Below are 15582 nucleotides of genomic sequence, written 5' to 3' on the forward strand. Positions count from 1 at the left end.
GTTGATCGCCCCCGGTTGTCAATGCGCCGTGCGGATCAGCAGCCCACCCGGTTGCCGTTCGACGGCCCCTTCCAGCTCCAGCGCCAGAAGCTCGGGCGCAAGGACGGCGGCGCTGATGCCAAGGTCGCGGATCAGCTGATCCTCCGCCATCGGCGAGGGGCCGAGGAGGTCGAGGATGCGCTGCGCCAGCCCCTCGGCGGGGGGTGGTGCGGGCTTGGAAACGGGGGGCACGGGAATCCGCCGGCGGACTGGCGCGCCGAAGTTGATGACCGTCTGGCCGGTGGCGTCCAAGAGTTCGCTCGCCTGCGTCAGCAGGGTCGCGCCTTCGCGGATCAGCTGGTTGCAGCCGGCGGCGCGGGCGTCGAAAGGATGGCCCGGCACGGCGAACACCTCCCGCCCCTGGTCCAGCGCGTCGCGCGCGGTGATGAGGCTGCCCGACCGGGCCGCCGCCTCCACCACCACCACGGAATGGGCGAGGCCTGAGACGATGCGGTTGCGCAGCGGGAAATGCCGCGCCTGCGGCTCCGTCCCCGGCGGCTGTTCGGTCAAAAGGCAGCCCTGTTCGGCGATCCGTGCCGCCAGCGCGGTGTTCTCGGTCGGATAGATCACGTCGATCCCCCCTGCCATCACGGCCACGGTTCCGGGAAGCGCCGCCTCATGCGCCTCGGCGTCGATGCCGCGGGCAAGGCCGGAGACAACGACCTGCCCCGCCTCGGCCAGGGAGAAGGCCAGCTTCCGCGCCATCCGCAGCCCAAGACTGGAGGCGTTGCGCGCCCCCACCAGCGCGACCATCGGCCGCGCCAGCAGCGTCGTGTCGCCCTTGGCCCACAGGACGGGCGGCGCATCGCCGATGCTGGCCAGCGACATAGGATAATCGTCATCCCCCCAGCAGATCAGCCGCGCGCCCGCCGCCTGACCCTTCCGGATTTCGGCCATCGCGACACGCTCGGGGCAAGCCTCGTACGTCTCCACCCCCGAGGCGCGGGCGATGCCGGGCAGCGCGTTCAGCGCGGCGCGGGCCGAGCCATGCTCCTCCATCAACCGGTGGAAGGTCACGGCGCCGACGCGGCGCGAACGGATCAGGCGAAGGGTGTCGATGTCCATGTCGCCTTCGTCGCCGATGAAGGGTTAACGCGTGCTTAACTTGATCCAGCGGGCAAAACGCGCCATCAGGCGGGGATGAACGGGATTGAACTTGAACAGGCGGGCGTCGTTCTGCAGGGCCGCACCCTGCTGCACGGGGTGACGCTGCACCTGACCGAACGGCGCATCGCGATCCTTGGCCGCAACGGCGCGGGCAAGACCACGTTCCTGCGCCTGCTGGCGGGGTTGCAGCCCCCCACCAGTGGCAAGGTTCGGGTGGAGGGCGCTGATCCCGCCGACCGCCGTGCCATGCTGGGTGCCATCGGCATCCTGTTCCAGAACCCCGACCACCAGATCATCTTCCCCACGGTGGAGGAAGAGCTGGGCTTCGGCCTGCGCCAGATGAACCACCCCGACCCCGCCGAAGCGGTGCGCGCCCTTCTGGACGCGGAAGGCCGGGCGGATTGGGCGGAGCGTCCCGTTCAAACCCTGTCGCAGGGGCAAAAGCAGTATCTGTGCCTGATGGCGATCCTGCTGATGGGCCCGAAGACGATCCTGCTTGACGAACCTTTCGCCGCGCTGGACCTGCCCACCCGGCTGCGCCTGCAACGACGGCTGGCGGCCCTGCCCCAACGGCTGATCACGATCACGCACGATCCGGCCTCGGTGCAGGGGGCGGACCGCGTGCTGTGGCTGGACGAGGGGCGCATCGTGGCGGACGGCCCACCCGACGCCGTCCTGCCGCCCTTTCTGGCGGAGATGGAACGGCTGGGACGGGAATGATCGCCCTCACCTCCCCCGTCCGGACGCCGTGGCACCGGATTCCGCCGGGGCCGAAGCTGCTGGCCCTGATCGCCGTGACCGCCGTGGCGATGGCGATGCCAACGCCGCTTCCGCTGGCGCTGCTGCTTCTGGCGGTTCTGGCCTGTTATGCGGCGGGGGACCGGCGGTTCCTGCGGCACGGAATGGCCGTGATGCGGCCGCTTCTGCCGCTGGTGGTGGTGCTGATGGGCTGGCACCTGGTCCTTGGCGCGCCCCAGGCCGGGGCTGTCATGGTGTTGCGCATCGCGGTGGCCATGGGGGCTGCAAACCTCGTCACGATGACGACGCGGCTGGACGCGATGATCGCGCTGGTCACCCGGGTCACGCGGCCGCTGTCGCCCCTTCTGCCGCCGAGGGCGCTGGCGCTGGCCATCGCGCTGATGATCCGCTTTATCCCGGTGATGGCGACCCGCCATGCGGCGGCGCAAGATGCGTGGCGTGCACGTTCGGCCCGTCGGGCCGGATGGCGGGTGGTTCCCCCGGTCCTGTTGGGCACACTGGATGACGCAGACCGCGTGGCAGAGGCTTTGCGAGCGCGCGGCGGCATGTCATAAGACCGTGAACTTCCGTGAGGTCACCTTGGAACGCAACATCACCCTGATCGCCTTGTTCGCGGCCCTGTGCGCCGTCCTGTCCACCGTGCCGCAGATCCATTTGCCGCTGGGCGTGCCCATTACCGCGCAGTCGCTGGGCGTGATGCTGTGCGGGATCGTGCTGGGCGCGAAACGCGGCGCGCTGGCCGTGCTGCTCTACATGGCCGTGGCGGCGATGGGGCTGCCGATCCTGTCGGGCGGGCGCGGCGGTCTGGCGCCTTTCGTTGGCCCGACGGCGGGCTTCATCTGGGGCTGGCCCGTGGCGGCCTTCGTCACCGGCCTGATCATGGAACGCTGGCGCGCCTCGGTCGCGCCCGTGGCGCTGGTGGCGGCGATCGTCGGCTGCATCCTCGTGCTGTATCCGTTCGGGATCGTGGGCCTGTGGCTGCTGGCCCCGCAATCGACGGCCCTGCCCACCATCGCGGCCAGCATGGCGGTCTTCCTGCCGGGCGACCTGATCAAGGCGGGGCTTGCGGCACTGGTGGCGCAAAGCCTGTTCCGGGCGCGACCGCAATCGCTTCTGTCGCGGGCATGAAAAAAGGCGCCTTCCGGCGCCTTTTTTTATTCCTTCGCGCGAACCCGCTGCAGCAGCGGCATCACGTCGGCCATGTCGGGCCCGTGCGCCTGCCCCGTCAGGGCCTTTCGCAGCGGCATGAACAGCCCTTTGCCCTTGCGGCCCGTGGACTCCTTCACCTTTGCGGTCCATTCGCCCCAACTGTCGCGGGTGTAGGGACCGGGAGGCAGAAGGGTCAGCGCCTCGGCCACGAAATCGGCATCCTCGGGCGCGATGTCCGGCTCCGCCCCGTCGCGGAACAGGTCCCACCAGCCGCGCAGATCGTTCAGGACGGTGATGTTGTCCTTGGCCACATACCAGAACCGCGCGCGCAGGTCTTCCGGCACGCCCAGATCCGCCAGACGATCCTCGACCTGCGCGATCTCCAGCCCCTGCACCCAGGTCTTGGTCAGCGGGAACAGGTCGGCCTGGTCGAACTTGGTCGGTGCCGCGCCGAAGCTTTCGATGTCGAAGCCTGCGATCAGTTCCTCATGCGTGCGCATCACCTCGATCGGTTTCGAAGACCCCAGCCGCGCCATCATCGACAGCAGAGCCATCGGCTCCACCCCTTGGGCGCGCAGGTCCCGCAGGGACAGGACGCCCAGACGCTTCGACAGCGCTTCGCCCTGAGGGCCTGTCAGAAGCGAGTGGTGGGCAAAGCCGGGGGGCGTGCCGCCCATCGCCTCCATGATCTGGATCTGCGTCGCGGTGTTTGTCACGTGATCCGCGCCGCGCACGATGAAGGTCACGCCCATGTCGATGTCATCGACGGACGACGCGAAGGTGTACAGCACCTGACCGTCCTGCCGGATCAGCACCGGGTCCGATACCGATGCCGCGTCGATGGAGATCGGGCCGAGGATGCCGTCCGTCCACTCGATCCGCTCCTGCTCCAGCTCGAACCGCCAGTAGCCGCCGCGTTCAGCGCGCAGTTTCGCCTTCTCGTCCTCGGTCAGCTTCAGGGCGGCGCGGTCGTAGACCGGCGGCTTGCCCATGTTCAGCTGCTTCTTGCGCTTCAGGTCCAGCTCGGTTGGGGATTCGAAGCATTCGTAGAACTTCCCCTTGGCGCGCAGATCCTCGGCCGCCTCGGCGTACCGCTCCAAGCGGGCGGACTGGCGTTCCTCGCGGTCCCAGGTCAGGCCCAGCCATTCGAGGTCTTCCTTCAGCGCGTCGACATATTCCTGCTTCGAACGTTCCTGGTCGGTGTCGTCCAGCCGCAGGATGAACTGGCCGCCCTGCTTGCGGGCGATCATCCAGTTCATCAGCGCGGTGCGCAGGTTGCCCACGTGGATGAAGCCGGTGGGGGAAGGGGCGAAGCGGGTGACGACGGTCATGGCTGTTCTCCGATTGCGGGGCGACCTGTCTCATGAAAGCCGCGCGGTGTCCATATCGGGCCATGGCCCGTTGTGCGGGGACGACCTCTCTATATACTGCTCCGAAACAAGATGAACGAGAGCAGGATGCAACCCAAAGACGGGCCGACGGAATGGCGCGACAGGATCCTGTCGCAACCCGAACTGGTGCTGGAAGATCACGACGTCATGCGCGCGCTGATCCGCGCGGGGGACGAACGGCGTGGACCCAACGTGATCGACCTGCGGGCCGCCGCGATGGACCGGTTGGAAACGAAGCTGGATGCGCTGGAAGACACGCACCGCCACGTGATCGCCGCGGCCTATGAAAATGTGGCCGGCACCGCGCAGGTTCACCGCGCGATCCTGGCCCTGCTGGACCCGCCCACCTTCCCCGCCCTGCTGGAGGCGCTGGACGGCCCCATCCGCGACATCCTGCGCGTGGACAGCCTGCGCCTTGTTCTTGAAACCGCAGAGGAGGAGCAGGACCCTGCGCTGGAACGGTTCGAGGGCGTGCTTTGCACCGTTCCCGCAGGGTTCATCGCTGCCTATGCCGGACGCAACGGCCCCGTGATCCTGCGCGCCGCGGCCGGGGGCACCGAAACCATCTGGGGCGATCGCACCCGCTGGATCCGGTCCGAGGCGCTGATGATGCTGGACCTCGGTCCCGGCCGGCTGCCGGGCATGCTGGCCTTGGGCGCGACGGATGCCGACCAGTTCCGCGCCAGCCACGGCACGGATCTTCTGGCCTTCCTGAACGGCGTGTTCGAGCGCGTGATGCGCCGCTGGCTGTCATGAGCCTGGCCATCCCCCCGGCCGCCCGCGACGCGCTGGAACGCTGGCTATCGCACCTGCAAAGCCTCGATGGCCGCTCCCCCGCGACGGTCCGCGCCTATGCGCTGGACGTGACGCGCTGGCTGGACTTCATCGCCCGGCACCGGGGCGAAGGGTATGGCCTGTCCGTGCTGATTGCGGCCGATCAGGGCGATCTGCGGTCCTGGATGGCGTCGGAACGCGCGGCGGGCGTGGGATCGCGCTCGCTCGCCCGTCGCCTTTCGGCCGTCAAGACCTTCACCGGCTGGCTGAGCGAACGTGAGGGCGGCGACGCCACCGCCGTCCTGTCCGCCCGCAGCCCCCGTTATCGCCGGACCCTGCCCCGCCCCCTGCCCGAGGATGCGGCGCGCGAGATGCTGACCGAGGTGGCCATCCACCCCGAGGAATGGATCGCCGCCCGCGATCAGGCCGTGGTCACGCTGCTCTACGGCTGCGGGCTGCGCATCTCCGAGGCGATCGGGCTGGATTGCGACGTCCTGCCCATGCCCGACACGCTGCGCATCCGCGGCAAGGGCGGCAAGGAACGCCTGATCCCCACCCTGCCCGTAGCACGGGAAGCGGTGGAGCATTACGCCCGCCTTTGCCCGTATGAGCTGACGGCCGGCCCCCTGTTCCGCGGGGCGCGCGGCGGGCGGCTGAACGCCTCGATCATCGACGCGGTGGTGGCGCGGGCGCGGGCGCGGCTGGGCCTGCCGGCCTCGGCCACGCCGCATGCCTTCCGCCATTCCTTCGCCACGCATCTGCTGGCGCGGGGCGGCGATCTGCGCACCATCCAGACGCTGCTGGGCCACGCCTCTCTGTCCACCACGCAGACCTATACCGGGGTCGACAGCGCCCGGTTGATGGACATCTACGCCCGCGCCCATCCCCGTGCTTGACCCCCGTTGCACTTGTACCCCCGAAAGGTCATTCTGCGCGCCATGACTCCTCGCCTCAAAGCCCTTTCCGTCCACCTGCTGACCGCCACGGGCGCGGTCCTTTCCATGCTGGCGATGCTGGCGGCGGTGGAGGGGCATTGGGCGATCATGTTCCTGTGGCTGGTGGTGGCCCTGATCGTCGACGGGATCGACGGTCCGCTGGCCCGCCGCTATCAGGTGGAAAAGAACTGGCCGTCCTATGACGGGGTCCTGATGGACCTGATCATCGACTATCTGACCTATGTGTTCATTCCCGCCTTCGCGCTCTTCCAGTCGGGGCTGCTGGACGGGTGGGAAGGCTGGCTGACGATCATCGCCATCACCTACGGCTCGGTCGTCTATTTCGCCGACACGCGGATGAAGACGAAGGACTATTCCTTTGCCGGCTTCCCCGGCTGCTGGAACATGGTCGTGCTGGTCCTGTTCGCCATCCGCCCGAACGAGACGGTGATCCTCGTGATCTCGCTTCTGCTGACGGCGACGATGTTCACGAACCTGAAGTTCATCCATCCCGTCCGCACGGCCCGCTGGCGGGCGGTGTCGCTGCCCATGGCCATCGCCTGGACCGTTTTTGCAGGCTGGGCGGCCTGGGTGTCGTTCGATCCGCAAAGCTGGGCGCATTGGGGGCTGGTCATCACCTCGGTCTATCTGCTTCTGGCCGGGATCGCGCAGCAGATCCTTCCCGAACGTCGCCGCTGATCCATTCCGCCGAATGAAAAAGGCGCCCTGCGGGGCGCCTTTTCCTTTGATCAGTCCAGAACCGCGTCGCAGCGGGCGCAGGTTTCGGGATGGGCATGGGTGCCCACATCCGGCAGGATCTGCCAGCAGCGGGCGCATTTCTCGCCCTCCGCCTCGTGGAAGACCACGGCCACGTCGGGCACGTCGGACAGGGTGTAAGCGTCCGATGGCGCCCCCCCGTCCGCCAGCGTCAGGGCCGAGGTGATGCAGATCTCCGCGAAGTCGACGGTGCCCAGCGCCTGGCGCAGGGTGTCGTCCGCCACATGCACCACCGGCGCCGCCTCAAGGCTGGCGCCGATGACCTTGGCGGTGCGCTGCACCTCCAGCGCGGCGGTGACCACGCGGCGCGCGCCCCGGATCGCCTGCCATTTCGCGGCCAGCGCCGGGTCCAGCCAGTCGGCGGGCGTGTCCGGCATGTCCAGCAGATGGACCGAAGAGTCCGCGCCGGGGAAGCGCGACAGCCACACATCCTCGGTCGTGAAGACGAGGATGGGGGCCAGCCACGTCACCAGACGGTGGAACAGCAGGTCCAGCACCGTGCGCGACGCGCGACGGCGCAGGCTGTCCGGCCCGTCGCAATAGAGCGCGTCCTTGCGGACATCGAAGTAGAAGGCCGACAGGTCCGTGGTGCAGAAGGTGAAGAGCTTCTGGAACACGCCCTGGAAGTCGAAGGCGGCGTAGCCGGCCCGCACTTCGGCGTCCAGTTCCGCCATGCGGTGCAGGACCCAACGCTCCAACTCCGGCATGTCGGCAGGGGCGACGCGTTCGGCCTCCTCCCACCCGTTGAGGGCGCCCAGAAGGAAGCGCAGGGTGTTGCGCAACCGGCGATAGCCGTCGGCGGTGCCCTTCAGGATTTCCTTCCCGATGCGCTGGTCGGCGGTGTAGTCGGCCTGCGCCACCCAAAGGCGCAGGATGTCCGCACCGTATTCCTGCACGATCTTTTCCGGCACCACGGTGTTGCCCAAGGACTTGGACATCTTCATGCCTTTTTCGTCCAGGGTGAAGCCGTGGGTCACCACGTTGCGATAGGGCGCGCGGCCCTTGGTGCCGCAGGCTTGCAACATGGACGAATGGAACCAGCCGCGATGCTGGTCGGTGCCTTCCAGATAGACGTCGGCAATGCCGTCCGCCGTTCCGTCCGGACGATCCCGCAGCACGAAGGCGTGGGTGGAACCGGAATCGAACCACACGTCCAGAACGTCGAAGATCTGGTCGTACTGATCCGCCCGGTCGCCCAGAACCTCGGCCTTGAAGCCGTCGCGGTACCAGACATCGGCACCCTCGGCCTCGAACGCCGCGACAATGTTGGCGTTCACCTCCGGATCGCGCAGCAGGAAGTCCGCGTCGTCGGGTTTCGCGCCCTTCTTCACGAAGCAAGTCAGCGGCACGCCCCAAGCGCGCTGGCGCGACAGGACCCAGTCGGGCCGCGTTTCCATCATGGACCGCAGGCGGTTCTGGCCCGACACGGGGGTGAACTTCACCAACCGCTCGATCGAGGCCAGCGCCCGTTTGCGGATCGTGTCGCCGTATTCGCCCATGCCGTCGTCCAGCGGGCGGTCGATGCCCGCGAACCATTGCGGCGTGTTGCGGAAGATCAGCGGCGCCTTGGACCGCCACGAATGGGGATAGGAGTGCTTGACCTTGCCCTTGGCCAGAAGCGCCCCCGCCCCGGCCAGCGCCTTGATGTTGGACACGTTGGCCGGACCTTCCTTGCCATCGGGCAGGATGATGTGCTGGCCGCCGAACAGCGGCAGGTCCGCGCGGTAGGACCCGTCGGGTTCCACGTTGTAGGTCATCGGCAGGCCGAACTTCAGCCCGACCTGATAGTCGTCGTCGCCGTGGGAGGGCGCGGTGTGCACGAAGCCCGTCCCCGCCTCGTCCGTGACGTGGTCGCCGGGCAGCATGGGAACGTCGTAATCCCATTCCCCCGCGCCACCTTCGATTCCGCGATAGGGGTGGGCCAGCATCACACCATCGAACTCGGCCGCGGGCACGTCGCGCAGACGCGTTCCGGCCACCTTGGCCTGCGCCAGCACGCCTTCGGCCAGCGCGTCGGCCAGGATCAGCAACTCGGACGGCTTCTCCTCCGTCCCCTCGGTCCGGTACAGACCGTAGGCGATCGTCGGGTTGAAGGCGACCGCGCGGTTCTGCGGAATGGTCCAAGGCGTCGTCGTCCAGATCACGACCGAGGCCGCGCCTTCGGCCAGCGTCAGCGGGAACCGCACCCAGACCGTATGGCTGGTGTGATCATGGTATTCGACCTCCGCCTCGGCCAGCGCGGTCTTTTCGACCGGCGACCACATCACGGGCTTCGACCCCTGATACAGCGTGCCGTTCATCAGGAACGTCATGAACTCGTCGGCGATCACCGCCTCGGCGTGGAAGTCCATGGTCAGGTAGGGGTCGGCCCAGTTGCCGGTGATGCCCAGACGCTTGAACTCCTCGCGCTGGATGTCCACCCAGCCCTTGGCGAAGGCGCGGCATTCCTGGCGGAAGGCGACGATGTCCACGTCGTCCTTGTTCAGGCCCTTGGTGCGGTACTGTTCCTCGATCTTCCATTCGATGGGCAGGCCGTGGCAGTCCCAGCCGGGCACGTAACGCGCGTCGAAGCCCATCATCTGGTGGGACCGGACGATCATGTCCTTGATCGTCTTGTTCAGCGCGTGGCCGATGTGCAGGTGCCCGTTGGCATAGGGGGGGCCGTCATGCAGCGTGAAGGGCGTGCGACCGGGCTTTTCGCGCAGGCGATCGTAGATGCCGATCTTTTCCCAATGGGCCAGCCATTCGGGTTCGCGCTGCGGAAGGCCGCCGCGCATGGGAAATTCGGTGTCGGGCAGGAAGACGGTGTCGCGGTAGTCGGGCGCCGTCGTGGCGGTCTCATCGCTCATGGAGCGTGTCCTCATGTCGTCGTGGCAGGGAAATGCCGTGCAGGGTCATCCCGGCGGGCCGCTGGCGGTCAGCTCGCCGGGCCGGTAATTCGACGTATGGGGCATGTGATTTTCATGCCGCCGCTTATAAGCGCCCCCACCGCAGCGGTCCAGAGCGATCGCGCGGGCCCGCCCCACCGGTCCGTGAACACGGGTCGGCTTGCGGCAAGCTTATCATTTTACTAAGGTTTGACCAACTGGACGGGAGTAGGCCATGGCGAGACATCTCTGGATCGGAACGGCGGTGGCGCTTGCGCTGGCCGGCCCCGCGCTGGCGCAGGACGTGCGGACAAAGCAGTATGACGACGGCTCCGTCTATGAAGGCACGTTCGAAAACGGGCTTCAGCAGGGTCAGGGCACCTACCGCATGCCCAACGGCTACGAATACACCGGCAACTGGGACAAGGGCACGATCCAGGGCGACGGCACCGCGCGCTATCCCAACGGGTCGGTCTATGCCGGACAGTTCGCCGATGGGCGTCCGCAGGGCAAGGGCAAGATCACCTTCGCCGACGGTTCCACCTATGAAGGGGATTGGCAGGGCGGCCAGCGCAGCGGTCAGGGCACGGCAGTCTATGCCGACGGCACCCGTTACACCGGCGGGTTCCAGGACGGCCAGCCGCAGGGTCAGGGCCGGATCGAGACGGTGGACGGCTACGTCTACGAAGGTGCCTGGACGGGCGGCCAGAAATCCGGCGAGGGCAGCATCACCTATGCCAACGGCTCCACCTATCAGGGGACGCTGGCGGCGGGGGTTCCCGCGGGACGCGGCACGCTGAAGACCAAGGACGGCATGACCTATGAAGGCGACTGGGTCGAAGGCCGGATCGAAGGCAACGGCAAGCTGACCCAGACCAACGGCGACGCCTATGAAGGGCGTTTCGTGAACGGCAAGCGCGAAGGCCAGGGCCGCGCCGTTTATGCCAGCGGCGAGATCTACGAAGGCGGCTTCGTGCAGGACCAGCGCGAAGGTCGGGGCACCCTGACGCGACCGGACGGTTACCGCTATGAAGGCGACTGGAAGGCCGGCGTCACCGAAGGTGCGGGCAAGGCCACCTATGCCGACGGATCGGTCTATGAAGGCGCCTTCGCGGCGGGCCAGCCGCAGGGTCAGGGCACGATGGTTTATGCCGATGGCAGCCGCTACGAAGGCGGCTGGGCCAAGGGCGCGATGGAAGGCCAGGGCAAGATCACCCAGGCCGACGGCACGGTGTACGAAGGCGCTTTCGCCGCCGGACGTTATGACGGGATGGGCACCCTCACCCGCGCCGACGGCTACCGCTATGAAGGCGCCTGGAAGGCGGGGGAGCGTGAGGGCAAGGGCACGGCCACCTTCCCCGACGGCACCGTCTATACCGGCGACTTCCTGGCCGGAGAGCGGGACGGCACGGGTGAGTTGAAGCGTCCCGACGGCTACCACTATCAGGGGAGCTGGAAGGCGGGGCAGTTCGCGGGGCAAGGCACCCTTACCTATCCGACCGGCGACCGGTACGAGGGGCTGTTCTCGGCGAACCAGCCGGACGGGCAAGGCACGATGACCTATGCCAACGGGCAGACGGTCAGCGGCGTCTGGACCGACGGCCAGCCCCCCGCACAGTAAGGCAAGCCCGGCGTTCCCTGCGACAATCCGCGCGGGGAACGGAGGGCACAGCCTGACGTTTGCACACGAAACCCTTGGGAGGATTCCGATGCAACGCCTGCTTGCCACCACAGCCGCCGTGTTCCTGACCCTGCCCGCCTTCGCGCAGGAGGCCCGCCCGCCGGTTCCCACCGCCGCGCCGAACGCCACGAACCAGACCCCGGCCTTCGACGGCCAGACGCGGGCCCCCCAACCGCCCGAGGCGACGGCCTTCCAGGTGGAAACGGTGGCCGAGGATCTGCCCAAGCTGTGGGCGATGGAACTGCTGCCCGACGACCGGATGCTGGTCACCGCCAAGGACGGCGCCCTGCACATCATCAAGGACGGCGCCGCCGGTCCCGCGATCGAAGGCGTGCCGGACGTGGTCAACGAGGGCCAGGGCGGCCTGCTGGACGTGGCGCTGGGCAACGACTTCGCCGAGAACGGCACGATCTTCTTCTCCTTCTCCGAACCGCGGGAGGGGGGCAACGGCACCGCGCTGGCCAAGGCCCGGCTGGTGGAAGACGGCGGCACCGCCCGGCTGGAGGATGTGGAAACGATCTTCAGCCAGCAGCCCACCTATGACGGGGACAAGCATTTCGGATCCCGCATCGCCGTGGCGCCGGACGACGTGATCTGGCTGACGGTGGGCGAACGGTCCGACCCCGAACCCCGCGTGCAGGCGCAGGATCTGGGCAGTCATTTCGGCAAGGTCATCCGCATCACCACCGATGGCGAACCGGCCGAAGGCAATCCCTTTGCCGATCAGGACGGCGCCCGCCCCGAGATCTGGAGCCTTGGCCACCGCAACACGCAGGCGGCCACGCTGGGTCCGGACGGGCAGTTCTGGATGATCGAACACGGGCCGAAAGGCGGGGACGAGCTGAACCGCCCCGAGGCGGGCAAGAACTACGGCTGGCCCGAGGTCACCTATGGCATTGAATATTCCGGCAAACCCGTGGGCGAAGGCATCACCCAGCGCGCGGACACGCAGCAACCGCTGTATTACTGGGATCCGGTGATCGCGCCCTCGGGAATGGCATTCTACGAAGGCGACATGTTCCCCGCGCTGGACGGGGCCATTCTGGTGGGCGGTCTGGCGGCGCAGGCCGTCGTCATCCTTCACATGGACGGCGACCGCGTCGTGCATGAGGAACGCATCCCCGTGGAGGCCCGCGTGCGCGACGTGAAGGTCGGACCCGACGGCGCGATCTACGCCGTGACGGAAGACAACGGCGGCTCCTCCACCATCCTGCGCATCACCCCGGAGGCGTGACGAAATCGGCTTGCCTGCACCGCGCGGTGCGGGCAAGCCTGACACCATGATCGAACACCACATCCTGTCGAACGGCGCCCTGTGCAGCGTCGAAGGCGCGCCCGAGACGCTGGACGGCGTCTTGTGGATCGACCTCTGCAATCCCACCCGCTGGGAAGAAAGCCTGATCGAGGAACGGGTGGGCGTCGCGGTCCCCACCCTGGCCGAGATGGTGGAGATCGAAGACTCCTCGCGCCTTTACATCGACGGGAACGCGATGGTGATGACCATCGTCGTGATCGAGGGGATGGACACGGGCCGCCCCCGCCGCGCGCAGTTGACGCTGGTCCTGCTGCCGCATGTGCTGATCACCGTGCGCTATGCCAACCCCGTGCCCCTGCGCACCATCGCGGCCCGCGTGGCGCGCCGTCCGGCCGAATCGGACAACGCGCCGCGCCTGATGGCCACGATCCTGGAAGCGTTCGTGGAACGCATCGCCGACGTGCTGGAACAGGTGTCGGCGGAACTGACGGCCATCTCCGACACCGTCTTCTTCGAGGAAGGCGCGGGCCCGCAGGAACAGGACCTGAAGAAGCTGCTGCAAAAGCTGGGGCGGCAGAACCGCGCCCTGTCGATCCTGCGCGAAAGCCTTCTGTCGCTGGACCGGCTGCTGCCGTTCCTGCGCGACGCCACCTCCGGCAAGGCGGCCCGCACGGCCGACGAAACGCTGCCCCCCCTCGCCCGCCTGTCCGCCAAGGGGGACAAGCGCCTGAAGGCGATCGAGCGCGACCTGAAATCCCTGTCCGCCTACGAGGCGCAGGTGGAGCAAGAGCTGACCTTCCTGCATTCCGCCACCATCGGCCTGATCGGGGTGGAGCAGAACAAGATCATCAAGGTCCTGTCGGTTGCCACCGCCCTGTTCCTGCCCCCCACGCTGGTGGGCACCGTGTATGGCATGAACTTCCACGACATGCCGGAACTCGACTGGCATTACGGCTATCCGCTGGCCCTGGCCGTGATGGTCCTGTCGGCGGGCCTTCCTTATCTGTGGTTCCGCCGGAAGAAGTGGCTATAGGGCAGACAGCCTGCCGTTTATTTCCGGTTGCCACGCATTTCGTGGCGCTTATAGTTCCCCTCATGGCACGGGACCAACATATCGCAGACCGGGGCATCGCCCTCCTCCGCCCCCGCGGCCTTCTTCTTCTTACGCGCCTCTGAGCGTGCCCTTGGGCGCGACCGCTCAGAGGTGACCAGCGCCCGGCAAACGCGAACGAAGGAAGAAGACCCATGCAAGACAAAGTATTCATTTTCGACACGACCCTGCGCGACGGTGAACAGTCCCCCGGCGCCACGATGACCCATTCCGAAAAGCTGGACATCGCCGCCATGCTGGACGAGATGGGCGTCGACATCATCGAAGCCGGGTTCCCCATCGCCTCGGAAGGCGACTTCGAGGCGGTGTCGGCCATCGCGAAGAACTCGAAGAATTCGGTCATCTGCGGGCTGTCGCGCGCCAACTTCCGCGACATCGACCGCTGCTGGGAGGCCGTGAAGCACGCCGCCCGCCCGCGCATCCACACCTTCATCGGCACCTCTCCGCTGCACCGGGCCATTCCGAACCTGGACATGGACCAGATGGCCGAACGCATCCACGACACGGTGACCCATGCCCGCAACCTGTGCGAGGACGTGCAGTGGTCGCCGATGGACGCGACCCGGACCGAACATGACTATCTGTGCCGCGTGGTGGAGATCGCGATCAAGGCCGGCGCCACCACGATCAACATCCCCGACACCGTGGGCTACACCGCGCCGCGCGAAAGCGCCGCCCTGATCCGCATGCTGCTGGATCGGGTGCCGGGCGCGGATCAGATCATCTTCGCGACCCATTGCCACAACGACCTGGGCATGGCGACCGCCAACGCGCTGGCCGCGGTGGAGGCCGGCGCCCGCCAGATCGAATGCACCATCAACGGCCTGGGCGAACGGGCCGGCAACACCGCGCTGGAAGAGGTCGTGATGGCCCTGAAGGTCCGCAACGACATCATGCCGTTCCGCACCGGCGTCGACAGCACGAAGCTGACGGCGATCAGCCGCAAGGTCGCGACCGTGTCGGGCTTCCCCGTCCAGTTCAACAAGGCCATCGTCGGCAAGAACGCCTTCGCCCATGAATCCGGCATCCACCAGGACGGCATGCTGAAGAACGCCGAAACGTTCGAGATCATGCGCCCGGCCGACGTGGGCCTGACCGAAACGTCGCTGGTGATGGGCAAGCATTCGGGCCGCGCCGCCCTGCGGTCTAAGCTGAAGGATCTGGGCTTCGAGGTCGCGGACAACCAGCTGGCCGACATCTTCGTGCGGTTCAAGGCGCTGGCCGACAGCAAGAAGGAGATCTACGACGAGGATCTGCTGGCGCTGATGCAGGACGCAAACACCCAGTCGGCCTATGATGGCCTGCACATCAAGCGCCTGCGCGTGGTCTGCGGCACGGACGGCCCGAAGGAAGCGCAGCTGACCCTGACCGTGAACGGAGAGGACAAGACCGCGGAAGCCACGGGCGACGGCCCGGTGGACGCGGCCTTCAACGCGGTGAACGCGCTGGTTCCCCATCAGGCCCGCCTTGCCCTGTATCAGGTGCAGGCGATCACCGAAGGCACCGACGCGCAGGCCACCGTGACCGTCCGTCTGGAGGAGGACGGGAAGATCGCCACGGGGCACGCGGCGGACATGGACACGGTCGTCGCCTCCACCCGCGCCTATGTGAACGCGCTGAACCGGCTGATCCTGCGCCGCCAGAAGACGGCCCCCGGACATGACACGAAAGCCGTAAGCTACCGCGACGCCGGCTGAACCCCGCTGATTATCTCGTGATGGGGCAAAGCGGAGCCTT

13 protein-coding genes are annotated in these 15582 nt (G+C 67.4%); 10 read left to right on the forward strand and 3 right to left on the reverse strand.

All coding sequences use genetic code 11. The features are described from left to right. Positions 1–18: 18 nt before the first annotated feature. Entirely contained in the window at positions 19–1104 is a 1086-nt protein-coding gene (dprA, locus tag ACSHZY_RS00110; protein ID WP_435163771.1) for a DNA-processing protein DprA, read from the reverse strand. 75 nt (positions 1105–1179) lie between these two features. Here dprA and ACSHZY_RS00115 point away from each other — a divergent pair, with 75 nt between their 5' ends. From ACSHZY_RS00115 to ACSHZY_RS00125, 3 genes are read left to right on the forward strand one after another with little or no spacing between them, the layout of a single operon-like run. Next, positions 1180–1866, forward strand: coding sequence for an energy-coupling factor ABC transporter ATP-binding protein (locus ACSHZY_RS00115; RefSeq protein WP_435163774.1), 687 nt, complete (start codon positions 1180–1182; stop codon positions 1864–1866). Further along, positions 1863–2459: a CbiQ family ECF transporter T component gene (locus tag ACSHZY_RS00120; RefSeq protein ID WP_435163777.1), complete on the forward strand. Its 597-nt coding sequence runs from the start codon at positions 1863–1865 to the stop codon at positions 2457–2459. The genes ACSHZY_RS00115 and ACSHZY_RS00120 overlap by 4 nt, the downstream gene beginning before the upstream one ends. A 25-nt stretch (positions 2460–2484) precedes the next feature. Further along, the gene (locus ACSHZY_RS00125; RefSeq protein ID WP_435165414.1) at positions 2485–3033 is read left to right on the forward strand and encodes a biotin transporter BioY; all 549 of its coding nucleotides are present in this window, start codon (positions 2485–2487) and stop codon (positions 3031–3033) included. A gap of 26 nt (positions 3034–3059) precedes the next feature. Here the strand turns inward: ACSHZY_RS00125 and gltX are convergent, their stop codons facing one another. Then, complete coding sequence (gene gltX, locus ACSHZY_RS00130) at positions 3060–4385, reverse strand: glutamate--tRNA ligase (protein ID WP_435163780.1); 1326 nt, start codon at positions 4383–4385, stop codon at positions 3060–3062. Positions 4386–4511: 126 nt separating this feature from the next. On the opposite strand from gltX, the gene ACSHZY_RS00135 reads away from it, so the two are divergent. From ACSHZY_RS00135 to ACSHZY_RS00145, 3 genes are read left to right on the forward strand one after another with little or no spacing between them, the layout of a single operon-like run. Continuing rightward, positions 4512–5201, forward strand: a complete 690-nt coding sequence (locus ACSHZY_RS00135; protein ID WP_435163783.1) for a DUF484 family protein — start codon at positions 4512–4514, stop codon at positions 5199–5201. Then, entirely contained in the window at positions 5198–6115 is a 918-nt protein-coding gene (locus ACSHZY_RS00140; RefSeq protein WP_435163786.1) for a tyrosine recombinase XerC, read from the forward strand. Before ACSHZY_RS00135 ends, ACSHZY_RS00140 begins: the two co-directional genes overlap by 4 nt. Before the next feature lie 42 nt (positions 6116–6157). After that, complete coding sequence (locus ACSHZY_RS00145) at positions 6158–6853, forward strand: CDP-alcohol phosphatidyltransferase family protein (RefSeq protein WP_435163789.1); 696 nt, start codon at positions 6158–6160, stop codon at positions 6851–6853. Between the two features lie 50 nt (positions 6854–6903). On the opposite strand, the gene ileS is transcribed toward ACSHZY_RS00145, so the two are convergent. Beyond that, positions 6904–9780: an isoleucine--tRNA ligase gene (ileS, locus tag ACSHZY_RS00150; protein WP_435163792.1), complete on the reverse strand. Its 2877-nt coding sequence runs from the start codon at positions 9778–9780 to the stop codon at positions 6904–6906. 253 nt (positions 9781–10033) lie between these two features. Between ileS and ACSHZY_RS00155 the strand changes: the two genes are divergently transcribed. The 4 genes from ACSHZY_RS00155 to ACSHZY_RS00170 all read left to right on the forward strand — a co-directional run bounded on the left by ACSHZY_RS00155 (position 10034) and on the right by ACSHZY_RS00170 (position 15542). Then, positions 10034–11419 (forward strand): 2-isopropylmalate synthase, encoded by a 1386-nt coding sequence (locus ACSHZY_RS00155; RefSeq protein ID WP_435163794.1) that lies wholly within the window; start codon positions 10034–10036, stop codon positions 11417–11419. Between the two features lie 88 nt (positions 11420–11507). Continuing rightward, complete coding sequence (locus ACSHZY_RS00160) at positions 11508–12713, forward strand: PQQ-dependent sugar dehydrogenase (protein ID WP_435163797.1); 1206 nt, start codon at positions 11508–11510, stop codon at positions 12711–12713. Positions 12714–12759: 46 nt separating this feature from the next. Next, positions 12760–13767, forward strand: coding sequence for a magnesium transporter CorA family protein (locus ACSHZY_RS00165; protein ID WP_435163799.1), 1008 nt, complete (start codon positions 12760–12762; stop codon positions 13765–13767). Between the two features lie 212 nt (positions 13768–13979). Next, positions 13980–15542: a 2-isopropylmalate synthase gene (locus tag ACSHZY_RS00170; protein WP_435163802.1), complete on the forward strand. Its 1563-nt coding sequence runs from the start codon at positions 13980–13982 to the stop codon at positions 15540–15542. The last annotated feature ends 40 nt before the right edge of the window (positions 15543–15582 follow it).

This window comes from Falsirhodobacter sp. 1013 (genome assembly GCF_051195255.1).
GTDB lineage: Bacteria > Pseudomonadota > Alphaproteobacteria > Rhodobacterales > Rhodobacteraceae > Falsirhodobacter.